Consider the following 23,537-nt stretch of genomic DNA (forward strand, 5'->3'; position numbering starts at 1 on the left):
ATAATAAAAATGCAAAGATTAATTGGCAGTTTACAACAGATGATGCACGTATTAAACTCAAACGGTTATATCCGTCATTATCATGTTAACATAACACTACTTATCCGTTCATTTTATATTCTTTATATTCAAAAAGCTACTTGATTATAAGAGAAATTTCCAAAAGAATCAATAAAAAATTTGCCACCTCTGTCTATTCTTTAATAACTCACAACAGTTTTTAAAATATTTTTCAAAGTATCCCGTAAACATGAGGTAATTCAATGCAGAATGGATTCGTTTTCTGAAGGAAAGATTTTGAAGTGAGTGCAGTAGGATTCGAACCTACGACCCACGGCTTAAAAGGCCGATGCTCTACCAACTGAGCTATGCACCCTGAAAAAAAGCCTACAAAATTATCAATCAATCAACAGATTTCCAAGAAAAATTCCGGCGGGAAAGATCGCCTATTGATAGAAAATTCTGTGGTAAAAATTAGGAATTTGATTTATTTCTTTTCTCGTCTTATCTTGTAACTGTAATATTGAATAGGAAAAAGGTTGAAATGAAGATGTCGAGAGGAACGGTTTTTCTGGTTATACTGTGGTTGGGATGGATTTCCTGTGGTGGACGTGTTACTCAAACGGCGGCGCCTTTTCTTTCCGATGGGCGATATGATTCGGAGTTTCCAAACCGTAATGTTTCCCGCCACTTAAAGGACATCGGCGAATCGATCAAACTCCTGAATTCCATAGCTTATTACAAATCCTTTGTCTTCCCGGAAAACAGCCGTATTCACCCGGCGGAAATCAATCAGAGTACACTAAAAAACAAACCCATTCAGCAAATTTACTTCACCAAAACTGCCTCAGGAACAGGATGCATTATTTTCAATGACGGCAGTAAACTCTTGCTATTGACCTGTGCGCATATCATCGATTTCCCGGATACGATTATTAAATATCAAAACAGCGACAATCTGAAGAATGAGTTTGTTCAGAGTATCTCGTTTAAAGAGAAACAGACGAATTACGCATCGGATTTGCCGAGTTCCGGCGAATTTGAGATCGTCGCCTCCGATGAAAACGCGGACATCGCCTTGTTGGGTCAAAAATTTACTGACGGCGAATTTCACAACATTCCGGTATTTAGTTACCCGCTTGGTAAAGCAAAAGAACTTGAATGGGGCAGTTTCGTTTATTTGCTGGGTTTTCCGCGCGGATATAAGATGGTGACGACTGGAATTGTCAGCGATCCGAATCGTGGAAAGGACGGCAGTTTTTTACTCGACGCATTGTTCAACCGCGGATTCAGCGGCGGAATTGTCCTCGCCGTTCGGGACGGTGTTCCGAATTTTGAGTGGGTCGGCATCGCGCGATCAGCGGCGGCGGAATTCGATTTAAGAATCAAACCGCCCGAGCATTTCGATTTAACGAAATACGACGATCATCTGCCTTATCATGGTGATTTATTCATTGATCAACAGGCAGAAATTCAGTATGGAATTACCCATATCATTCCAATGGAAACCATCCAGAAATTTACGTTACAAAATGAATCGAAAATCCGTTCGGCGGGTTACGCCCTTCCTCAAACAATGAAAACAGATTCGCCCCCAGATAAATAAATGACGCCAAAAAACATTAAACAAAAATATTATTTCACTCTGATTTATTACTATTTCAAGTTGGGGCGGAAAGACTTGGAACTGTTCATTCGGGAATTTAAATTCCATGTTTGTTAAACTGACTTTATGTTTATTGAAAATTTTTGATTCAACTATTTTAAAAAGGAGTTCACATGTCAACAAAAGTAGCAATTAATGGCTTTGGAAGAATCGGCCGATTGGTTTTCAAGGCCGCCTACCAAAAAGCCGATCTCGAGATCGTCGGCATCAATGATTTAACGGATGCAAAAACACTGGCGCATCTACTGAAATATGACAGCATTCACGGCAAATTTCAGGGCGAGATCAAAGCAGAAGAAACCGCTATCGTCGTCGATGGGAAAAAGTACCCGATTTTCGCTCAAAAAGATCCGGCAATGTTGCCGTGGGGACAATTGGGCGTCGATATTGTCGTCGAAGCGACCGGCAAGTTCCGCAGTCGCGAAGGCATGATGAAACATATTCAAGCCGGCGCTAAGAAAGTGATCCTGACCGTTCCCGCCGACAAGAAAGAAGACGTGGACGCCACGATAGTTCCGGGAGTTAATGACGAGATGCTGACTAAAGATTGCGTCTTCGTATCGAATGCTTCCTGCACAACGAACTGCCTCGCTCCAATCACTAAAGTTCTGAATGACAATTTCGGTGTTAAACGCGGTTTGATGAACACGATCCACAGTTACACGAATGATCAGGTTATCCTTGATTTCCCGCATAAAGATCTTCGCCGCGCCCGCGCCGCCGCTCTGTCAATTATTCCGACCAAAACCGGCGCCGCAAAAGCCATCGGACTCGTCATTCCGGCATTGGATAAAAAATTAGATGGTTTTTCCATGCGCGTTCCGACTCCGGATGGCTCGGTCGTTGATTTGACCGTCGAACTTGAAAAAACGACAACGAAGGAAGAAATCAATGCTGCGATGAAAGCCGCCGCCGAAGGCGCCATGAAAGGCGTTTTGGAGTATTGCGTTGATCCTATCGTCAGCAAAGATGTCGTCGATAATTCCCACTCTTCAATCTTCGACTCACTTTTGACGCAGGTTATCGACGGAAACTTCGTAAAAGTCGTCTCTTGGTACGACAACGAATGGGGTTATTCCAACCGCGTCGTCGAACTCGTCCAAAAAATGGGCAAATTTTAAGCGTCACCCAGTAGTACGTTATACATGAAAACTGTTAATTTCATATTTGGGATTCATAATCACCAGCCGGTTGGCAACTTTGATTTTGTGTTTGAAGCCGCGTACCAAGACAGTTATCTGCCTTTTATGAAAATAGTCGAAGAATATCCCGATATTCATATCTCGTTTCATTTCAGCGGTTGTTTGCTGGAATGGCTCGAAGTGCATCACCCGGAATATTTGGATAAGGTCGCGACCTTGGTATCTCGCGGAAACGTGGAAATCATCTCGGGCGGTTTCTTCGAACCGGTGCTTGCTATTATTCCCGACGTTGATAAAATTGGACAAATCCGGATGATGAATGATTTCATCCGAAACCGATTCCATTACAAAGCGAGAGGACTTTGGCTGACCGAACGCGTCTGGGAACCGTCACTCGCGAAACCGATCGCGGAATCGGGAATTCAATATATCACGGTGGACGATTACCACTTCTTGAGCACTGGAAAACAGGCGAAGGAACTGACGGGACACTTCATCACGGAAGAACAAGGCAAAACACTCTCAATTTTCCCCATTAACCAAAAATTGCGTTATGCTATTCCGTTTCAGGAACCACAAATCACGATTGATCTTCTGGGTCAATTCGCCACCGAAGACGGAAACAACGTGATCGTTATGGCGGACGATGGCGAGAAATTTGGCGTTTGGCCGGGCACGCGCGAGGCTGTTTTTGATAATAACTGGCTGAGAAAATTCTTCGACATTCTTCTACAAAACAAGGAATGGCTCAAGACATTGACTTTCTCAGAATGGTACGACGCTCATCCGCCGAAAGGACGCATTTATTTGCCAACGGCTTCGTACTTTGAGATGAGTGAGTGGTCTTTACCTTGGGAACAGGGCGAAAAGTTCAGCGATCTGGTCCATGACTTCGAAAAAAAGAAAAAAATTGACGAAGTTCGCCCATTCATTAAAGGCGGATTCTGGCGCAATTTCCTCTTCAAATACGATGAAGGAAACTGGATGCAGAAAAAAATGCAGAGGTTGTCTGATCGTCTGCATAAACTGAATTCGGATGAATTCACACCGAAAGAAATCGCCATGTTGAACGAATCCCGCGAACATCTCTGGCGAAGTATGTGCAATTGCGCGTACTGGCACGGCATCTTCGGCGGACTTTACCTACCGCATCTTCGGCACGCGATTTATTCTGAACTTTTGAAAAGCGAAAATCTTCTGAACAGAATCGAAAAAAAGAGTGGATTCATCGCCGAATTCATGGATTTTGACGCTGACGGAATGGAAGAAATTCTGGTCACCAACGGAAATATTCACGCCGGATTTGCGCCTCATCGCGGCGCCATTATGGAAGAGCTGTCGCTGTTCGACAAATCTTTTAACCTGCTGAACAATATCCGCCGTTACCGCGAATCGTACCACCGGAAAGTCTTTCTCGCGGATCAGGAAGAAAATTCCAACTCTTCGGGAAGCATTCACGATCTTGTTCTTTCCAAGGAAAAAGGGTTGGAAAAATATCTGAAGTACGACTTCCATCCGAGGAAAAACCTCGTCGATCACATCATTCATCCGGCGGTCAGTCTCGACCAGTTCCGAAACGGCGATTATTACGAAGACAGTGATTTCCTCGCCGGGAAATACGACACGTTGGTTGATGAGGAAAAGAAAAACATCACCTTTTCACGCGACGGCTGGGTCAACTGGCAGAAATTCTCCATTAAGAAAGTCGTGACCTTCGGAAGATCGTCTATCGACGTTGCCTACCATCTGACGAACACAAGCGATCGTGAGAATGTTTTCCGGTTTGGGCCAGAATTCAATTTCGCATTGCTGGGCGGCAATTCGCCGGATCGTTATTACTTTTCCGGCGAGAAAAAACTCGAACCCGGGGAGTTGAATTCATCCGGCTTCGAACCGGGCATCCAAACGCTGGGCGTCGCCAACGAATGGGACAAATTCAAGGTGGAAATCACGACGCAAATTTCTGCCGATTTCTGGCGGTTTCCGATCGAGACCGTTTCACTTTCCGAGGCGGGATTCGAGCGTGTTTATCAGAGTTCGGTCATTATCCCGTGGTTTCCTATTCGGATTCAACCGGAAGAGACAATCGATATTTTCATAGAATTGAAGATTACGAACCTGTAATCATTTTTTATTTTTTAAAGCCGGTCGTTTCCGAACGGAACGGCCGGTTTTTATTTTTTGAGACCATCTTCTGAGAAACAAACCAGAATCTGAAAAATCCCATTCAACCTATTTAACCAAATCTACCTTATCAACCCATTCAACCTAATTAACCCGATCGCTATTCTCCATCAAAATCTCCGTAATCCCGTCGGCATTTTGTCTAAGAATAACTTGAATCCGGTCGAATAATTGTTCGCCTTTCATTACGCCGGTTCTATAAGATTTGGCGAGCGACTGGCAGATAACAGCCAGATAGGATTTCTGAAGATGATTATCGTCGGAAACCATTAACCGGTACAGGTCGCGCACATGTTTAATAAACAAATAATCATGGAACAACGTTTTCAATTTTAGGGTTTTTTCATGAAGAAGAAAGTCCGATAGTCGGTCGATCAATTCCGCCGAAATTGGACTGCTGATTTCAAATTGCGCCTTCAGGATAAAAAGAAAATTTTCCATATCGCGAAGACCGCCGGGCGACTCCTTGATATCAATCATCTGTTCTTCGAAACCCTTTGCTTTCCGAAAAACAAATTCAGATCGAAGATGTTGGATATATTCCTCTTTTTGCGAGAAAATGTATGGTTGAATTATCTCTTGAATAAAAGTTTCATAAAAACGGGTTGTTCCTACAATCATGCGTGCGCCGAGCAATTGCGATTTGTCAATAAAAGCGTGGTCGTCTGGATGGTCGAAGAATTCCCTGATATTTCTGAAAGTCGTGACATAGTGCTTAAATCGGTCGGCAAACCGATAATGTGGCATGATCGATCGACGGATGATACGTTTGTTCATTTTTAGAATGATGCGGTCGCAGAATTCCAGAATTTCCGGATCGTCGGAATTGAGAAGAATGATCAGGTCATAATCATCGTCAAACGCTTGACCGCGCGCATGACCGCCTGCGGTTAAAATGGCTAAAATGTCCTGCATTTTTGGAGCGTTTTTTTCCATTTCGCTATTTACTTTTTCTCGGCAATAGTCGAACAACCGTTTTAAGTAATTATCAGAAACTAGTGTGAATTCCCGGTTAATTTCCTCCAATGGAGCGCCGTCGATCATACTAATCCCGAGCCGCATAAACTCAAAATCGTAATAATCACCCAACGTATCCATCTTTCCACTAAAAGTGTCAATATTGTCTAAACTTCGATATAATCCATCGGTCAATTTCCAGACTTTCTCCTCTCGATTCAGATAACTGATGAAATGAGGATAACTCCGGAAAACACGGTGAATAAACCGTTTAAAATAGTAACTGCTCCGTAAATACATCTGGCACAACGAATACAGCGCCTGTCGGGATTTCTCGACGTCGGAAGGCCAAATCGGATTCCGAACGATTTCTGTAAATCTTTTCAGATGCACTTCCGATAAATTGGCAATGAAATCATTCAGCCTCTGCGGCGAGTAGTTGACGATCTGGCTCAGTCGCGTCACCGTCTGAAGCGTATCGTCCAAACTGCGTATATAACCATCGGTCAGATCGCAGAAAAACGACATTTTTGCTAACTGTGGACGGTGATTGAGCAGGATCGTAATCAGCGCCAAAATCGGATATGGCGTCTGATTGCTCCAATGAATATAAGACCGCACAAGCGCTTTCTGTTTGGCTTCCGGCAGAGATAAAAAATCGTCCACAAACCGGCTCAACATCGACTCGTCGTCTTTGTCCATCCAATAATGAATATCTTCCCAGAACCGAGTTCCGCGGAAAAACCGCGAGGTTTTCAGGAAATCCACCGCGATGTTGCCGCGATAACCGCCGTCGAGTTTGGGATGCGTCATCGGAAAGAATACCGTAATATTATTGAGGTGGTGCGTAATCTCCCGGATCAGATTCTCGACGCCGGTACGTGCGATTCGCTGATGATCGCGGTAATGCACCATCAACTGCTCCTGCGCGTTAGCGTACGCTTGATCTTCATATCCCATGGCAGAGGCAACTTTTCTTAAGTTTTCAGAATTCTCATCCGATTCGAGCGGAATTTCCTCTTCCTGGACGACGAATAACATATACAAAAATCGGAACGTCTCGAAGAAGGTCAGCGCTTGATAAATAAGTTGGTAATTTTCATGATTCGCCCTGTCGTCAATCATGAGTTTTCCCAGAACTTCGAGCGACGTGTGTCCGTGAATTCCTTTGGCGGTTCGCTGAGCAAAAAGCGCGGCTTTGAGCATTCTCAGCGCATCGCGCTTGGGATTCAGCATCGATTCCGGCGGTTCAAAAGTCATCAGATCGCGAATTTCGCCCAGCAGTCCGCGTAAAAATCCTTCGTGATATTTGTTGTCTTTTCCCTTATGAAAATAGTAGCGTCCAAGGATTTCCCGATCAAAGCGGTTAAACAGCCGGATATTCCCGAGGATCGGAACCGCGTTAAGCATCTCACTGAGAATAACCACATCCTGTATCTGTTCATCAAGAAGCAAATGATATTCCTCGATGGAAGCCGAGAAGCCTCGTTTGATACCGACATGTTCGGAAAGATGGAAGTGAAGCGTGCAGGCGTATTTCAGCATTTCGGTATTTAAAGCACCAAAAGCCGCTGTCAGAATTTCGCGGTTTTTCGGCCCGGTGTCTATCACACCCATGTCGATATCGTCCTGATCGACGCGCGTGCCGACACCGCAAACGACAAAATCGGGACGTTTTTTCTGCGGTAGGAAAATATCCATCAGCGTCGTCATATACGCGCCGGACAAAAGCCGAAAATCGTTTCCGGTACGGATTACAAACGACCGAAAGACATCATAACGGTTCGGCGCTTCAAACAAATCCATCTGTAAAATATCGAGCGCCTTGATATTCATAGTGAGAAATTGAAGCGAAAAATAACAACCGAGCATTTCCAGCGTTTTCGATCGCTCCTCCGAGCATCTGACAATCAGTTTCATCTCTCGTCCGGGATTTGGCGATAAGACTCCGAATTGGAACTGATCAATCAATCCGTTCTTTTCAATCATTGAGACAAGAGAATCGAAATTCCTCTCGATATTGAAAATGTGTTTTAGATGATGGTTTCCAAGCGCCGATGCTCTTGCAAGAACGTCAGAAACGGAGCGATCAGAAATCGTGCTCACTGGTTTAGATGAAATGTTTATCGGGTTTCGGAATGTTCTTCAAGCCACTTTTGGGCAAGTTCGACGCCCATATTATATGCCTGGATATTCAGTTCTTCGGTTCCTTTCGGAACGCGCGCGTGAATTGCGTGCAAAATGGCATCTTCCGATACAATTCCGGAGATTTTAGAGATGATCCCCAGTGCAACGATGTTTGAGACAATGTATTTACCGAGACGCTCAACGGCTGATTGGATGATGGGAAGCGATACAACTTTGTAATTTCCCTCTAATTGCTTGGTAACCATCTGCGAATCGATGATGAGAACGCCGGTTTCCTTCAGATCGCCTACATATTTGTCGCAAGCTTCCTGCGTCAATGCGAGAAGCAGATCGATGTCTTCGGCTTTCGGATAATCGATGTCACCGTCGGAGATGATGACTTCGCTTCGGCTGGCTCCACCTCGGGCTTCAGGTCCGTAGGATTGGCTCTGCGTCGCATTGAGTCCATCATAAATAGCGGCGGCTTCAGCAAGCACTTTTCCCACTAAAATAAGTCCCTGTCCACCGGAACCGCTGAGTCTGATTTCATATCTGAATGGCATAGTTTTCTCCGTCCCGAACCTTCGGGATTGCTTTTTTCGCCTTGTTTCTGACATTGTCGTATCGTTCCAGATACGTTGGCTGGTCGCGATCCACGAAAATGCCGGTGACGAGTTTTCCCTGTAATTCTTCCGGGGAAAGTTTGGCGGCGCGTTCGATCGTGACGGCATTCTGCTTTTGATATTCCAACATCGTCACACCGTTTCCTTCTTTGTTTTTTCTTCCATAAGAAGTTGGGCACGGCGTCAGAACTTCCACAACAGAAAATCCTTTATGCGTGAATGCCATTTCGATGAACTTGTCCATACGCGCGTATTGCTGAACGGTTGTCCGCGCAACAAATGCCGCTCCCGCTCCCTGCGCCAATAGGCTAATGTCAAACGGCGCATCAGGATTTCCATAGGGAGCCGTCGTGGCTTTTTTACCGGTCGGCGTCGTTGGGGAAACCTGTCCACCGGTCATACCGTAAATGTAATTATTAAAGATTACCATTGAGATGTCGATATTCCGACGACAGGCATGGATGAAATGATTCCCGCCGATCGCCGTTGAGTCACCATCACCACTGACGACGATGACATGTAGATTTGGCTTAGCGATTTTCAAACCGGTGGCAAAAGCCAGCGCCCGTCCGTGCGTCGTATGAAGTGTATTAAAATCGACATATCCAGGAGTTCGGCTGGAGCAACCAATACCGGAAACGAGCGCGATATCGTCCTTTTTCCAGCCAAGTTTATCGATAACGCGCAAGATTGATTTGAGGATGATCCCATTGCCGCAACCATCGCACCAGATGTGCGGCATTTTATCTTTTCGCAAATAATATAAATAGTCCATAATCAACCTTTAATTCTTTCATAAATCTCTTTCGGCGTTAATGGCTCGCCGTTGACGTGATTGACACGAATAACCGGTTTTTCCCGACGGGTTGCCCATTCAACCTCATGCGCTATCTGCCCAAGATTCATTTCCGGTACGACGATTTTGTTGGCACGCCGATAGATTTTTTCGATTTCTTTGTCCGGAAACGGCCAGAGCGTTTTCAGTCTCAGAAGTCCGGCTTTAATTCCGTTTTCCCGCGCAATCATAACAGCGCGTTTGGCTGAGCGGGCAGTTGAGCCATAAGCGACGACAAAAACGTCCATATCCTCTGTAAAAACATCTTCTACCTCGACAATTTCGTCGCGATATCGCTCAATTTTTCGGTTAATGCGCCGAATTTGTTCTTCTACTTTCTCCGGATCGTTCGTCGGGAATCCCGTCTCGTCATGCGCCAATCCGGTAACATGATATCGGTAGCCTTCGCCGAAAAACGCCATCGGAGGAATGTCCGATTCGACCATTTCATAAGGCAAATATTTTTCCGGAGGAACAATTGGTTTACTCCGGTTGACTATTTCAAGCAACGCATAATCCGGCAGTTCGATCCTTTCGGTCAAATGACCAATGATTTCATCAGGCAAAAGAATGACTGGCGTGCGGAATTTTTCCGAGAAGTTAAACGCTTTGACGGTCATATAGAACATTTCCTCAACAGATGCCGGACATAGCACAATGATTCCGCTGTCGCCGTGCGATCCCCATCGTGCTTGCATAACATCTCCTTGTGAAGTGTGAGTCGGTAATCCGGTACTCGGTCCACCGCGCATCACATTGACAATGACGACAGGCACTTCCGTCATCGCGGCAAAACCAATATTCTCCTGCTTTAAAGAAAATCCCGGTCCGCTGGTCGCCGTGAGAGATTTTACCCCGGTTAATGACGCGCCGATAACAGCACCCATCGCCGCAATTTCGTCTTCCATCTGGATAAAATTGCCACCTATCGCGGGCAGTTTTTCCGCCAAATCTTCGGCAATTTCCGAAGACGGCGTAATCGGATAACCGGCAAAAAAACGACAGCCGGCGGCAATAGCGCCTTCCGCACAGGCGCTGTTTCCCTGCATCATCCGTATATTTGATTTTTGATTATCCACAATTACTCCAATTCCTCTTGTTTCTTCTCCTCTTCGAACTCGACCGTAATGGCAAAATCCGGGCAAAGATTCTCGCATATTTTGCACCCGATACATTGCTCTGGATGAGCAACAACGGCACTGAATTGCCCCATCTCCAAAACTTGCTTTGGGCAAAAATGGACGCAAATATCGCAGCTTTTACACCATTTTTCGTTAATAGTAACTATAGGAACTTTTTTCATATCTGGTTTCCGATTTTTATTTTTTGAGAAATTCGTGACACTATATTGGGTATTCCTTCCGTTAGACTCCGCGTATTCGTCTCCAAAAAACTTAATTTATTAAAGACAAGAAACGTGCCAGAGATTTGTCAATTCCCCAGCAATGTCACCTTTGCGGGGGACGTTTCGATCTTGGCACGAATCCCAAACGGCAGTGTAAAACGCTGTTTGATGTGTCCGTAGGCAAAATTGGTAATGACCGGAAATTGGTAACCTCCAACAAAATCTTTCAAATAATCTTCGACCGTAAAGCACTTGGAAGAATTTTTAGGAAAACAATTCACAAAATCACCGACAATGAGACCGGCGATTTGATCGAAAACGCCATGCAGTCGGGCAATCTGAAACAGTTTATCAAGATGATAGGTCTTCTCGTCGATGTCTTCGATGACCAGAATTGCGTCCTTCAGCGTTGGAAGATAGGAGGTTCCCAAAAGCGGCGTGATCAGCGAAAAACAACCGCCGATGAGTTTTCCCTCGGCGACACCCTCGCGAAAAGCTGTTAGTTGCCGATCCGGTGGATTCTTCAACTCGATCGGATACGGATGCGCCATCACCACTTTCCATAACCAGTTTTCCGAAAAAGAATCGAACTCTTTTCCCATATCGGAAGCGACCATCGGGCCGGAATAAGTGATCCAGCCGAGTTTGTTCAACAACGCCATTTGCAGAGCCGTTATATCGGAATAGCCAACGAACACTTTAGGCGGAATCTCGCTCAGCTTATCATAACCGATTTTATCGATAATTCTCATAATTCCGTAACCGCCACGCGCGCAAATGATTCCGTCAACTTCCGGATCGAGAAAAAAGGTTTCGAGTGATTCGATCCGGCTTTCGTCCGAACCGGCTAGGTAAAATTTTCCCCGACTGAGGTTTATAGCAGTTTTAACTTTGAAGCCTTGAGATTTTAAATATTGAATTCCTTTTTGAAGGCTAATCCGTTTGGCGGCGCTTGCCGGAGCAATGATACCGATCGTATCGCCGACTTTTAAAGGTCGTGGTAATCTGAACATTTTATCCATCTCCTGTTGGTCATACGAAACACGCCGAAAATTGCAAATAATAACCGGAAAGAGAAAGATTTTTGTTTCCTTCAATCTGGTCATAGGTTTTCGCCGATCGATGAATTTCCAATTGACAAATCAATTGCCGTGCAATAAATTGATATAAAATTTATGATGACTTTACTGATTATCAGAACGTTTAACGGACTTGGAGCAATTTATCTAATCGCCAACAAAAGCGGCGAGAGATAGGAGTCGATTTATAGAGCCAATAATATCAATTTGGAGAGATCATTTAAAAACGCCTCGGAAACGAATCGTTTGAAAGCATAGTAAAACCGGCTTAAATTCCAGCGATGTTTTACCTTTTCCGCAAAGAGAAAAAAACCGGATGAAATGCTCGTTAGTAGCGGTATTGATCTGCTCGCCCGTTATTCTTCTTGCCCAACTCATCGACAATAATCAGTTTGTGCCGGAAATTGATTGGAAAATCATTCAAACGGCGCATTACCGCATCATATTCCCTTCGGAAATATCGATTGACGCCATGCGTGTTGCCAATAATCTGGAATATCTCTACCCGGCGATCGGGAAAACCCTGAAAACAGAACCCAAAAAATGGCCGATCATTCTGAACAGCCGAAACGCCGCGACCAATGGTTACGCCAATCTCATTCCTAAAAAAAGCGAATGGTACGCCACGCCCGGTCAGGATAACGAAATTGGTTTGCCGATCGATTTCTGGGATCTGTTGGCGATTCATGAGGGACGCCACACGGCTCAGTTCGACAAAAATAACCGCGGTTTCAATCGCATTGCATACATTTTTGGCGGCAATCTCTCTCTACTCGGTATGCAGTTCTTCTCCGTCCCGTTCTGGTTTCTCGAAGGTGACGCCGTCTGTACCGAAACCGCTCTGAACGAATCTGGTCGAGGCAGAATGCCCGCATTTGGCATGGAGATTCGCGCCAATCTACTTTCTGGAATCCGCACACCTTATCATCAAGCCTTCATGCGCTCATACAAAAATTATTATCCCAATCACTACCGACTGGGATATTATATGACGACGTACGTCCGTCGGAAATATGGAGCGGATTCGTGGAGTCGGGTACTCGATTTGACGGCAAAACACAGCTACAATCCTTTTGCATTTTCCCGATCATTAAAAAAAGTCACCGGTAAAAATACCAGCAAAATTTACGACGCCGCGATGGACAATCTAACAACGCTTTGGCAAAAACAATTGGCGGACACGCCGCTGACACAAGCGACGATTCTTTCAGATACAAACTCCGATATTTGGACAAATTACGTCTATCCTTCCTATCGCAACGACGGATCAATCTTGACCATCAAGTATGGATTGGCGGACCCCGCGACGCTTGTCAATGTTTTTTCCGATGGCAAAGAAGAAAAAATACGTCAGATCGGAGGAAGCGGAAGAATCAGTTACGGCGGAAATATCGTCGCTTGGAGCGAGGAGAATCCACATCCGCGCTGGGCAAACGACGTTTACTCCGACATCTGCACGTTTGATTTGGATTCACGGCAGTACAAAATTATCACAGAAAATGGAAAATTTTTCTCCCCATCCGTTTCACCCGATGGACGCCAAATCGCGGCAGTTGAATTTGACTCTACCCGACACTGTGCAATGGTTTTGCTGAATGCGCAAACGGGTCAAATTCTCCAGAGATTTCCGAATCCGGAAAATTACTTTTTCAGGAATCCGTCATTTTCGAGCGATGGCAAGCAAATTGTTTTTACGCGCCAGAGATTTCAAGGCGTCGCGCTCAGCATTTTATCCTTAGAAAACGGTGGGATTGTCGACATTCTTCCAGAATCGTTTGAAAACATTCAGCATCCGGTTTTTTATGGACAATATATTCTGTATGAATCGCCTTATTCCGGAATTGACAATCTTTATGCAGTCGATATAGTTAATCACGACCGCTTTCAGGTTTCATCGCGGAAGTTCGGCGCATTTTATCCTTGCGTTTCGTCTGACGGAAAACGAATTCTCTTCTCTGATTACACCGTGAACGGTCATTTTCTTGCCGAAATGCCGCTGGATTCGTCAAATTGGAAACCGCTTTCCACTGTTTCTCGAAATCCTGTAAACTATTTCGAACCAATGATCGCTCAGGAACAGGGCTCTGGTTTCTTCAGCGAAAAAAAACTTCCGAAAAATCAATATGAAATCCACGATTATAAGCCTCTTGAGCATTTAATGAACATTCATTCATGGTTCTTTTATCCGTCATCCGTCGCATCGACTTTCGGTGTGTTGTCGAACGATTTGCTTAATACAACTGCTGTCTCACTGGGAATGACCTACAACGCAAATGAAAAATCCGTCGGTTACGAGGCAAACGCTAGCTATGCCGGTTTCTTCCCGATCATCGATGCCGGTTTCAAGTATGGTGATCGTGTTACGACGATAACAAATAACGGAGAGATTGAAACCGATCATTGGAATGAACGCGGCTATTCCATTGGTTTCCGCATTCCGCTTGATCTATCGGTTGATTATCATAACACATCACTGGAACTCATCTCTGTTTTATCATACTTGAGCGTGAACCACCGTGAAAACACAATATCACAATTCGATGGCAACGTCATGCCCGTTTCGGCTAAGGTAGCTTATAACCGGTACGATACGCCTGCACCGCGCGATATTTATCCTCGCCATGTATTCTCAGGTTCATTATCAATTTCGCATACATCATTCAATTCCGACTATCGGGTGAGTATCGGAAGTGCAACGGCGACTTTCCGTTTCCCCGGTTTGGCTAAACATCACAGTCTCGGCGTCACTGCCGGACTTGAATTTCAATCAACCGATGATTATCGCTTTGCCAGCGCGGTTCAATTCCCGAGAGGTTATGAAGTCGTAGATTGCGATCGCCTTTACGATGGCGCATTGACATATTCCTTTCCGCTCTTTTATCCCGATTTTGCGCTGGGAAGCCTGTTTTATCTCAAGCGAATTCGCGCAACCGGTTTTATCGATATTGGCAGAGGCGAATTGGGCGCTGTGAAGAAAAATTACTCTTCTGCGGGATTCGAAATCCGGAATGACTGCCACTTTTTTGATCTGCTTGTATTGCCAATCAGTCTGGGCGCGCGCTTTTCTTATCGAATCGATGAAAAAGATTGGCGTGTTGATTTCATCCTGGGTTATTAGTCAAAACCAGACAATCGTCTGCCACCAGAAATTACCGTTCAAACTTTTTCTTGCCGATATAAAGCGACGTCCAGAATGATCGAAACGATATAGACGAGCATTGTCGCATGAACCAGTGGCAATGCCTTCAGCGCCGAAGCGGGTGTCTTTTCCGTTATGATCAATCCGTTGGCGATCGAGATGAGCGCGAAACCGATTAAAAATCCATATCGCGCTGTCACTCCCAGCGAACTGACAAACAGAACCGCCATGATCAGATGGATAGCTGTAGCGACGCCTACCCATTTTATCGTTCCGTCGATGCCGTACATCGTCGTAACCGTATTGACTTTTCGCGCGCGGTCATTGACAATATCGACCAGATCATTAACACCAAGATGCACAAGAGCTAAGGGATAGAAAAATAAAAAGAATAGCGTCGCACGATAGTCCCAGACGCCTACAGTCAGATAGCCGACGACGGGAAACAACGCGAAATCCATTCGTCCCACCAACTGCGCTAGCGGCAGACGTTCCCGGCGTTTTTTTAGATTGTAGAACGATTCAAGAGAATAACATACCGGCATCATCGCCAGAATGTACCAGCGGTTCGATTGAGGTAGAGCCAAGATCAGGAAAAATGTCGTTAGAAAGAAAAGCGCATCAATCCAAACCGCGGTTTTGAAAGAAATTAAACTGGCTGGAATCGGACGCTTACCGAACGGTCTCCAATATTTCGTCAGTTTATCGAATTCCACGTCACGTTCGTCGATCTTATGGTCGATGACATCGTTCAGCACCATTCCCGCTTCGAATCCAAACAAACCGATCAGCGCCACGTGAATGAGCACCGTCCACGAAAATTGTCCGTAATTTTCAACGGCAAGCAAATATCCGGATGCAAATAGTAAAGGCCATACCGGCGCAAAACGGGCGCGCGTTAAATCCAATAATGCACGAATTTTCTCTCTCATTCTAATTTAATCTCCATTGAAAAAAAATAGCGAGTAGTCTATTTATCTGAGCCGAGATAAACAAGAACTGTTTCGCTTTGCAGTGTCTTCAATCAAAAAATTGCGCTATCCAGAACCGATCACAGTAACAAATTTTCCGGTCACGTATCAAATGATTGGTCACTAATTTTATTCTATTTTGTAACCGTCATGAAAAACGAACAAGTAAAATATACAACTCTAAAAATCGGTGGGATGACCTGCGCCATGTGTGTCAAAACCGTCGAAACCGTTCTCAGCCGGCTCGACGGCGTCAGCGAGGCAACGGTGAATCTCGCCACCGAAAAAGCGACCATCGGTTATCGAGACGACCATCTCGATTTAAATCAGATAAAAAAGGCCATCGAATCTTCTGGGTATATTTATCTCGGCGAAGAAGGTGCAGAGACGGAAAAAGTGACCGAAGAGAGCCTTACGAACGATCTGCGGCTCAAGAAAATTCGTATCTGGACCGGTTTGATCATTGGGACGTTTTTAATGATCCGGATGTTCGTTGACATTCCTTTCCCGATTTCGACTCATTACTTTCAGTTGCTGATTTCGACGCCGATTTTCATTTTTCTAAGTTTGCCGATTTTCCGCGCAGCTTTCATGTCTCTTAAAAACCGAAATTTAAACATGGACGTTATGTATGCGATGGGCATCAGCGTCGCTTTTGCCGCCAGCGTGTTTGGAACATTTGAAATCATTCTGACTCAGGATTTTATGTTCTATGAAACTGCAATTTTTCTGGCGACGTTTCTGACAATCGGCCGGTTTCTGGAGTCGAAAGCAAAAGGTAAAACATCCACGTCGATTAAGCGGTTGATTGAACTTCAGCCGAAAACTGCCTTTGTGATTCGGAATAACATTGAGATGGAAATGGCCATCGAATCGGTTCAAATCGGCGATATTGTCGTCATCAAACCGGGTGGGAAAATTCCGGTAGACGGCGAAGTTCTAAGCGGCGAAAGTTTCGTCGATGAATCCATGATTTCCGGCGAACCGACGCCGGTTTTCAAACAGGCTGGCGATTCGCTGGTCGGCGGCATGATCAACCAAAACGGCGTCCTGAAATTCACTACTACGAAAATCGGCAAAGACACGGTTCTGGCGCAAATCATTCAATTGGTCGAACAAGCGCAAGGTTCTAAACCGCCGGTTCAGCAATTGGCGGATAAAGCTGTTGCCTGGTTCATCCCGACAATATTGATAATTGCGGCATTGACATTTTTGTTTTGGTATTTTATCGTCGGCAAGACGTTGTTATTTTCACTCACGACGCTCATTTCAATCTTAGTGATTGCCTGCCCGTGCGCGCTTGGATTGGCAACGCCGACAGCGGTTACGGTCGGTATCGGGCGTGGCGCCGAACTTGGAATTTTGATTAAAAATGGATCAGCCCTGGAAGTCGCCGACCGCATTACTACTGTCGTTTTTGATAAAACCGGCACGTTAACTCTCGGCGAACCTGAAGTCACGGATATTTTTTCGCCGAACATGATAACATCTGAATTCCTTGCAATCGCGGCCGGGGTCGAGAAGAACTCCGAACATCCACTTGCCTCAGCCGTCGTAAAATACGCTGATTCACTCGGCATCACGATTCAACAACCCGACGCATTCGAGTCCATTGGCGGAAAAGGCGTTCTGGCCAGAATCGGCGATCGGAAAATCGTCCTTGGAAACGCAAAATTTCTTAAGGAAAACCAGATTGTCGTGTCCGAAGATTTTATACGGGAAATCGACCGGTTCAGCGGTGACGGTAAAACCGTCATCGTTGTCGCAATCGACGGAGATGCAAAAGGAATCATTGCCATCTCCGACAAAATTCAACCATCCGCTCTCAAAACTGTGGAAAATCTTCGAAAATCAGGTCGTTCAACCGCATTGTTAACAGGCGATAATGCGCGTGCGGCAAAAGCCATCGCACAAAAAATCGGCATAGAACGCGTTTTAGCAGAGGTCTTACCACAAGACAAAGCCACAGAAGTGAAACGGTTGCAGAAAAACGGCGAAATCGTCGCGTTTGTCGGCGATGGAATCAACGACGCGCCTGCTTTGGCGCAATCTGACGTAGGCATTGCTATCGGCTCCGGGACGGACGTTGCGATGGAAAGCGCTGACATCGTTTTGATGAAAAACGATCTGACAAATGTCACTGCCGCTCTGCAATTGAGCCAAAAAGTCATGTCGAAAATCCGGCAAAATCTGTTCTGGGCGTTTGCCTACAACATCGCGCTCATTCCGGTCGCCGCGGGAATTTTAACGCCACTATTTGGAATCACTTTCCGTCCAGAATTGGGGGGGGCGGCCATGGCGTTGAGTTCCGTAACGGTTATTTCGCTTTCACTCATGCTGAAAAATTTCGTCCCGAAAATTGAGTAATAGATCGGGTAGATTAAGTAGAATGAATTGGTTAGGTGGATAATGGATTTTAATGTTAAAATAAATAATGATAAAAAAAGGAGTTAGATATGAAATACAGAAAACTTGGTAATTCGGACATAAGCGTTTCCGAAATCAGTCTCGGATGCTGGACGCTCGGCGGATTAAACTGGATCGACGGCGTTCCGAACGGCTGGGCGAACGTGGATGAAGCAGAAGCGACTCGTGCCATTAATTACGCCATCGATCAGGGCGTCAATCATTTCGACAATGCGGACGCTTATGGAAACGGCAGAGCGGAGCGAATGCTCGCCCGTGCGCTCGGTCAACACTCGAAAGATGTCATTATCGCAACGAAAGTCGGGTGGTTTCCCGGAACTGCCGAACACGCTTACGAGCCGCAACACATCCGGCACCAACTTGAGCAATCATTGGTCAATCTTCGGCGCGATTACGTCGATATTTATTATTTTCATCATGGCAATTTCGGCGAAAATGACTGTTATCTCGACGACGCTGTGGATATGATGCATCGGCTGAAAGATGAAGGCAAACTACGGCTTGTCGGCCAATCCGCTTACACCAATAAAGATTTTCTGCGGCTCGTTCCAAAAGTCCGCCCGACGGTTTTACAGAGTTTTGCACATGCGATGGACGACCGATTCATCCGTCCAGGCTCGCCGGTTAGGAAACTGATGGATGAGCGGAAATTGTCTTTTATCGCGTTCAGCCCGCTGAATCAGGGACTTATGCTGGGGAAATATTCCGCCAAAAATCCGCCACATTTCGACGAAGGCGATCACCGAAAACGCTCGCCAAAGTTTACTGTGGAAAGTCTTACGGCACTGGAACCAAAAATGGAAAAGATTAAAGCGCACTTTGGTAATTCGCCTTCCGAACTCAGCCGGTTTGCGCTCCAATTTATACTTAGCCACGAAGTGGTTGCCGCCGTTATTCCCGGATTCCGAAATCAGACGCAGGTCGAAACGAATCTTTCCGGCTGGAATCGACCGCTCACGAAGGCAGACGTCGATTTCACACGTAAAGTCTTTGCAAAATAGTTTTCCATTCTTTCTTTTGGATTCCTGACTAAATTTCATTCGTGGAGATTTATCCGGAAAATCTAAAAGAATTGCTCGAAAACATCCGGTTCGAAAAGACCGGAAAACAAATTGATGAAATTCGACCTTCTGACGGCGCAATTAAAGTACCTTATGCCGAGAAGAACGGAAGATTGATTCACATTTCTCAGGTGGAACGCGGACTCGCTTGCCAATGCGTTTGCCCCGTTTGCAAAATGCCTGTCATCGCCAGAAAAGGTGAAAAGCGCCGACATCACTTTTCGCATTATTCCAGCGACGCCTGCTCCGCCGAAACGGTTCTTCACCATATCGCCAAGATACTCATTTATGATAAAATCGTTGCTCTTTTAAAATCGCAAGGATCCTTGCCGATTACATGGAAATGTGTCCTCTGCGGCGAAAGACATCGACTGAACCTACTCGAAAATGTCAGCGCAATAGAAATGGAAAAGCCCATCGACACGATTCGTCCGGATATTGTCTTGCTGAACGCCGAATCCGTCCCGACCGCCGCTATTGAAATTGCCGTCACACACAATCCGGAACCGGAAGTCATCGACATATGTGAAAAACGATTTATTCCACTGCTAATTTTCGCAGTTCACTCGGCTGAAGATTTGGAAGCGTTGGGCGAAAGTGAGGACATTCATCCGACAACCGTTCGATTTTGCCCCAAGAAACGTTGTCCGAAATGTGGCGGCGCACTTTCCATTAAAACTGTTTTTGTTGTAGAAAGTCACTGCTGGCGGTGCGGTTCGCCGATGAATCTTGCTTTTATGGAAGTCGGAGGCATCTTGCATGGACCGGAGTATTTTTCTGAAGTCGAACAGACAGTTGCTCGTAAATCCGGCGTCTTGTTAAAAATATTTTTCGATCATCAGGAAAATAAACGCTTTCTCGCCAACGTTTGTCCCGCCTGCGGAATTTCCACCGGAAGCGCCTACCTGAGATCCTTCAAGCGACTAGAACGAAAACTCAAAGGAGAACCGACAGGTTTCTTCTGCGACAAATGCGGAAACCACTTTCAATAATCAACTTGAAATTCTCTAAAAATTCCGATAATCTTGATGCAACTTTAAACCAAGAATTATATAAGAAAAAATTTATGGAACTCTCCCGTTGTCATTGGCCGAAAGCGGATGCCGATATGATCGCCTATCACGATACCGAATGGGGAACGCCGGTTCATGACGACCGAAAACTCTTTGAATTTATGATTCTGGATGCTTTTCAGGCGGGACTTAGCTGGTCAACGATTCTCCGCAAGCGTGAAAATTTTCGTCATGCATTTGCCGGATTTTATGCCGAAGCGATTGCGCGTTTTGACGATAAAGATGTCGAGCGATTGATGAATGACGCTGGGATTATCCGCAACCGGCTGAAAATTCTTGCTTCGATCGACAACGCTCGTGCTTTTCTGAAAATCGTCGGGTCACACGGCTCGTTCGATGCATTCATCTGGCAATTCACGGGCGGGGAAACCATTACGAATCACTGGACGGAAGAAAAGCAGATTCCGGTTACATCGCCTGAGGCCGAACGAATGAGCGCTGAACTGAAAGCAAACGGTTTTCGGTTCGTCGGCCCGACGATATGCTACTCATTCATGCAGGCGGCGGGAATGGTCAACGATCATCTCGTTTCATGCTTCCGCTGGAAGGAAGTCGGAGAACAATCCCGCACGAAATCATCCGGCGCCGATATTCCAAAAAGGACGAGAAAATTAGATTTTGAAGAGTCCAACGCATCACCTGATTGAATTATGATTAAAAACGATATTCAGTAGATCAATACGAAAGTGAAAACGCGAACATTGAAAATGATAAACTACTCTTGAAAATGAATCGTGTTCTGGGAAACATTATTTTATTGATATTTTTTCCGCATAACGACAACATATTCTTTAGTCATTGTATTGTCATTGATACCTGCTTCATTCGTTGGGCTATTCTTGGAAGGCATTCGTTTATTGGGAATCGAACGAGTAAATGTATCTACATGATCAAATCCGTAATAAATAAAAAAATCCCTAACCGCACGACCGGTAGGAAGTTCTATTCCCTTAACTTTTCGGTTTCCAATGACATAACACGCATAACCAAAAGGTTTAATAACTTTGACAACATTCGAGATAGACAACAATAAATCTTGATAAAATGAGGATACTTCTCTTGATCGCTTCCCGTCTATAGAGTTTATTTGATTGATCGAAAAATTTAGTTCTTCACAAGGAAAGATGATTTGTTTCTTAATAACTTTGCCACCCATCAGATTCCGATCAACTTTTTCCGGTTCATTTAAACCCAGCCAAGCAGAAGAAAGACGGGAATATTGCCCATAAGCAACCGTTGTATGCGAGTCGCCATAGGGCGGCGACGTGATAACTATATCGATGCTATCATCCGGGATAATCGCCTTCGGAATGGCGGCGACGGTATTAAAATCAAATATCTGAGATACGGGAGCGCTCTTTAAAGAACGAATAATATCATAAAAATTCTGTAACCCAATTCGGTTGCGCTGGATTTTTTGAGTAATCGCAGCGAACACATTCGGGCTGTAATTCTCCAATTGCCTCGGATTGTATCGATAGAGTTTAAACTCGTCATTTCTTGTATTCGAACATTCCCGAACTGTTTCACTAAACACGACATCGAAGAAAATCCGGATCGATTCTTCTGTTATGCTTTGAATCTGCTCTCTGATTTGATATAATTTTTCGATGACATCCTTTTTAAACCAAAAATTCAAATCGTTGATACCGGAAATAGTGGTTTTATGTTCTGCCAGTTTTTTATTTTCAATCAAAGCAAATTTATTGATCCGATTTATTTGTTTATCCAGCTGCTCTAAATCCGGTAATGTGGTTTTGGCTTGGGCAATGAGTCTTGCTAATGGATTTAGGTCGGTTCCATATACATTCAGCCCTTTAATCATTCCTTCAACTAAGGATGTACCGGTTCCGCAATATGGATCGAAAAGCGTTTTTGCTTTATAGCCGAATAATTTGAGTAATTTGTCCGAAATTTGAGGAATCATCCTAGCTGGATAATCGTGATAGCAATGGGTCAGTTGCCGCGTTGATGCGCCATTAAAAGTCCAGTCGTTTTTCCCAAATCGTTCGCCGGATTTTTCCCAAATTACGAGCTGAGGCTCTTTGACTTTATTTTCACAATTCATGGATAGTTTCAAACAGTAAGGATAATTTATTTTCATGTGCACGAAATCCGGTGCCGTGATTCCGAGCGGATGTGACTTTATCATGCAATCTTAAATCCACGAGAATATTTCCAGAAAGTATCTGATTATGAATAATATCTAAGGTTGTACCTTTTAATAATTGCGCTCGTTCAAATTTGAACCACTCTGTTCCTCCACGAACTTCACTAAAAGCGCTAACAAGAATCAACGCTGGGACTTTTTGTTTAAACCTTTTTTCCAAATTTTCTAGATTCCACTCGGCTAAGATATTACCCGAAATGTGACGAACGGAGATTGCATCGTCTTCTACAGGCAGAAAAAGTCCGTTACTGTTGGGTGTTCGACTCATTGTATAGTAAATGCCCAATCTTCCGTTTTCATCTGGAGAACCATATTGTCGAATCGCCTCAAGCGGATTCATTTTCCACGCTTTTCGGTTGAAAGTGAAAAGCGTTATCATCGAGCTGGAATTAATTCGATGCGATTTTAATTCGATTTTTCCTAAGTCGGGCAATGCAATATTATTTTCAGTAAGACCGAGAGATTTTTCCAAAGTATGCCCTATTCCCGTCGGACCTCTTCTTTCTGATTTAATCCATCCAGATTGTTTTAGGTGGCGAAATTTCTTTGAAAACTCTTTAATATTCACACTTGCCGTTTTGTCGTTCACTTCATTCATTTATCGAGTGATAACTTTCTATCAAATTTTGAAATACTCTCTATTTAATTTTAAATAATAATTCGACATAAATCAAGGTATAATAGATTGGACCTTGAACGATAAGAGGCATTGAAAATTCGTATTAAAAAAATAAAATC

18 protein-coding genes and 1 tRNA gene are annotated in these 23,537 nt (G+C 44.6%); 9 read left to right on the top strand and 10 right to left on the bottom strand.

Annotated features, from left to right (window positions below; genetic code table 11):
- Positions 1-89 (top strand): IS630 family transposase (locus COT43_04860; protein ID PIS29075.1); only part of this gene is annotated, 89 nt, incomplete at its 5' end.
- A 214-nt stretch (positions 90-303) separates the two neighbouring features.
- Here COT43_04860 and COT43_04865 read toward each other — a convergent pair.
- Positions 304-376, bottom strand: a tRNA-Lys gene (locus COT43_04865).
- A 168-nt stretch (positions 377-544) separates the two neighbouring features.
- Between COT43_04865 and COT43_04870 the strand changes: the two genes are divergently transcribed.
- The 3 genes from COT43_04870 (at position 545) to COT43_04880 (ending at position 4,932) form a co-directional block, all read left to right on the top strand.
- Positions 545-1,606: a hypothetical protein gene (locus COT43_04870; GenBank protein ID PIS29060.1), complete on the top strand. Its 1,062-nt coding sequence runs from the start codon at positions 545-547 to the stop codon at positions 1,604-1,606.
- Between the two features lie 173 nt (positions 1,607-1,779).
- Positions 1,780-2,787 (top strand): type I glyceraldehyde-3-phosphate dehydrogenase, encoded by a 1,008-nt coding sequence (gene gap / locus COT43_04875; protein PIS29061.1) that lies wholly within the window; start codon positions 1,780-1,782, stop codon positions 2,785-2,787.
- A gap of 24 nt (positions 2,788-2,811) precedes the next feature.
- The gene (locus COT43_04880; GenBank protein PIS29062.1) at positions 2,812-4,932 is read left to right on the top strand and encodes a hypothetical protein; all 2,121 of its coding nucleotides are present in this window, start codon (positions 2,812-2,814) and stop codon (positions 4,930-4,932) included.
- Between the two features lie 144 nt (positions 4,933-5,076).
- Here COT43_04880 and COT43_04885 read toward each other — a convergent pair whose 3' ends face one another.
- The 6 genes from COT43_04885 to COT43_04910 all read right to left on the bottom strand — a co-directional run bounded on the left by COT43_04885 (position 5,077) and on the right by COT43_04910 (position 11,985).
- Positions 5,077-7,938, bottom strand: coding sequence for a hypothetical protein (locus COT43_04885; protein ID PIS29063.1), 2,862 nt, complete (start codon positions 7,936-7,938; stop codon positions 5,077-5,079).
- Positions 7,939-8,072: 134 nt separating this feature from the next.
- Complete coding sequence (locus tag COT43_04890; protein ID PIS29064.1) at positions 8,073-8,639, bottom strand: 2-oxoglutarate ferredoxin oxidoreductase subunit gamma; 567 nt, start codon at positions 8,637-8,639, stop codon at positions 8,073-8,075.
- Positions 8,623-9,480: a 2-oxoacid:ferredoxin oxidoreductase subunit beta gene (locus COT43_04895; GenBank protein PIS29065.1), complete on the bottom strand. Its 858-nt coding sequence runs from the start codon at positions 9,478-9,480 to the stop codon at positions 8,623-8,625. The genes COT43_04890 and COT43_04895 overlap by 17 nt, the downstream gene beginning before the upstream one ends.
- Positions 9,477-10,691: a 2-oxoglutarate synthase subunit alpha gene (locus COT43_04900; GenBank protein PIS29066.1), complete on the bottom strand. Its 1,215-nt coding sequence runs from the start codon at positions 10,689-10,691 to the stop codon at positions 9,477-9,479. The genes COT43_04895 and COT43_04900 overlap by 4 nt, the downstream gene beginning before the upstream one ends.
- Positions 10,616-10,837 carry a ferredoxin gene (locus tag COT43_04905; GenBank protein ID PIS29067.1) on the bottom strand — a complete coding sequence of 74 codons (222 nt, stop codon included), beginning with the start codon at positions 10,835-10,837 and terminating at the stop codon, positions 10,616-10,618. The genes COT43_04900 and COT43_04905 overlap by 76 nt, the downstream gene beginning before the upstream one ends.
- A 128-nt stretch (positions 10,838-10,965) precedes the next feature.
- Positions 10,966-11,985 (bottom strand): LD-carboxypeptidase, encoded by a 1,020-nt coding sequence (locus tag COT43_04910; protein PIS29068.1) that lies wholly within the window; start codon positions 11,983-11,985, stop codon positions 10,966-10,968.
- Between the two features lie 289 nt (positions 11,986-12,274).
- Here COT43_04910 and COT43_04915 point away from each other — a divergent pair, with 289 nt between their 5' ends.
- Positions 12,275-15,076, top strand: coding sequence for a hypothetical protein (locus COT43_04915; protein PIS29069.1), 2,802 nt, complete (start codon positions 12,275-12,277; stop codon positions 15,074-15,076).
- Between the two features lie 38 nt (positions 15,077-15,114).
- Here the strand turns inward: COT43_04915 and COT43_04920 are convergent, their stop codons facing one another.
- The gene (locus tag COT43_04920; protein ID PIS29070.1) at positions 15,115-16,029 is read right to left on the bottom strand and encodes a prenyltransferase; all 915 of its coding nucleotides are present in this window, start codon (positions 16,027-16,029) and stop codon (positions 15,115-15,117) included.
- 189 nt (positions 16,030-16,218) lie between these two features.
- Between COT43_04920 and COT43_04925 the strand changes: the two genes are divergently transcribed.
- The 4 genes from COT43_04925 (at position 16,219) to COT43_04940 (ending at position 21,276) form a co-directional block, all read left to right on the top strand.
- Positions 16,219-18,435 carry a copper-translocating P-type ATPase gene (locus COT43_04925; protein PIS29071.1) on the top strand — a complete coding sequence of 739 codons (2,217 nt, stop codon included), beginning with the start codon at positions 16,219-16,221 and terminating at the stop codon, positions 18,433-18,435.
- An 89-nt stretch (positions 18,436-18,524) separates the two neighbouring features.
- Positions 18,525-19,496, top strand: a complete 972-nt coding sequence (locus COT43_04930) for a hypothetical protein (GenBank protein ID PIS29072.1) — start codon at positions 18,525-18,527, stop codon at positions 19,494-19,496.
- A gap of 41 nt (positions 19,497-19,537) precedes the next feature.
- A complete protein-coding gene (locus tag COT43_04935) occupies positions 19,538-20,548 on the top strand; it encodes a hypothetical protein (protein PIS29073.1) in 1,011 nt (336 codons plus the stop codon).
- A gap of 74 nt (positions 20,549-20,622) precedes the next feature.
- Entirely contained in the window at positions 20,623-21,276 is a 654-nt protein-coding gene (locus COT43_04940; GenBank protein PIS29076.1) for a DNA-3-methyladenine glycosylase I, read from the top strand.
- A 107-nt stretch (positions 21,277-21,383) separates the two neighbouring features.
- Here COT43_04940 and COT43_04945 read toward each other — a convergent pair whose 3' ends face one another.
- Both COT43_04945 and COT43_04950 read right to left on the bottom strand, forming a co-directional pair.
- On the bottom strand, positions 21,384-22,658 hold the full coding sequence (locus tag COT43_04945; GenBank protein ID PIS29077.1) for a DNA methyltransferase: 1,275 nt from the start codon (positions 22,656-22,658) through the stop codon (positions 21,384-21,386).
- A 28-nt stretch (positions 22,659-22,686) separates the two neighbouring features.
- A complete protein-coding gene (locus COT43_04950) occupies positions 22,687-23,397 on the bottom strand; it encodes a hypothetical protein (GenBank protein PIS29074.1) in 711 nt (236 codons plus the stop codon).
- Positions 23,398-23,537 lie beyond the last annotated feature (140 nt).

Source organism: Candidatus Marinimicrobia bacterium CG08_land_8_20_14_0_20_45_22, assembly GCA_002774355.1.
GTDB lineage: Bacteria > Fidelibacterota > UBA2242 > UBA2242 > UBA2242 > 0-14-0-20-45-22.

Coding starts and splice junctions, on each gene's coding strand:
- COT43_04910 (PIS29068.1), bottom strand. CDS start 11,985: ATGACCAGATTGAAGGAAACAAAAATCTTTCTCTTTCCGGTTATTATT.
- COT43_04930 (PIS29072.1), top strand. CDS start 18,525: ATGAAATACAGAAAACTTGGTAATTCGGACATAAGCGTTTCCGAAATC.
- COT43_04870 (PIS29060.1), top strand. CDS start 545: ATGAAGATGTCGAGAGGAACGGTTTTTCTGGTTATACTGTGGTTGGGA.
- COT43_04920 (PIS29070.1), bottom strand. CDS start 16,029: ATGAGAGAGAAAATTCGTGCATTATTGGATTTAACGCGCGCCCGTTTT.
- COT43_04905 (PIS29067.1), bottom strand. CDS start 10,837: ATGAAAAAAGTTCCTATAGTTACTATTAACGAAAAATGGTGTAAAAGC.
- COT43_04885 (PIS29063.1), bottom strand. CDS start 7,938: ATGATTGAAAAGAACGGATTGATTGATCAGTTCCAATTCGGAGTCTTA.
- COT43_04950 (PIS29074.1), bottom strand. CDS start 23,397: ATGAATGAAGTGAACGACAAAACGGCAAGTGTGAATATTAAAGAGTTT.
- COT43_04900 (PIS29066.1), bottom strand. CDS start 10,691: ATGCGAGAATCTTTGCCCGGATTTTGCCATTACGGTCGAGTTCGAAGA.
- COT43_04915 (PIS29069.1), top strand. CDS start 12,275: ATGAAATGCTCGTTAGTAGCGGTATTGATCTGCTCGCCCGTTATTCTT.
- COT43_04890 (PIS29064.1), bottom strand. CDS start 8,639: ATGCCATTCAGATATGAAATCAGACTCAGCGGTTCCGGTGGACAGGGA.
- COT43_04925 (PIS29071.1), top strand. CDS start 16,219: ATGAAAAACGAACAAGTAAAATATACAACTCTAAAAATCGGTGGGATG.
- COT43_04880 (PIS29062.1), top strand. CDS start 2,812: ATGAAAACTGTTAATTTCATATTTGGGATTCATAATCACCAGCCGGTT.
- COT43_04940 (PIS29076.1), top strand. CDS start 20,623: ATGGAACTCTCCCGTTGTCATTGGCCGAAAGCGGATGCCGATATGATC.
- gap (PIS29061.1), top strand. CDS start 1,780: ATGTCAACAAAAGTAGCAATTAATGGCTTTGGAAGAATCGGCCGATTG.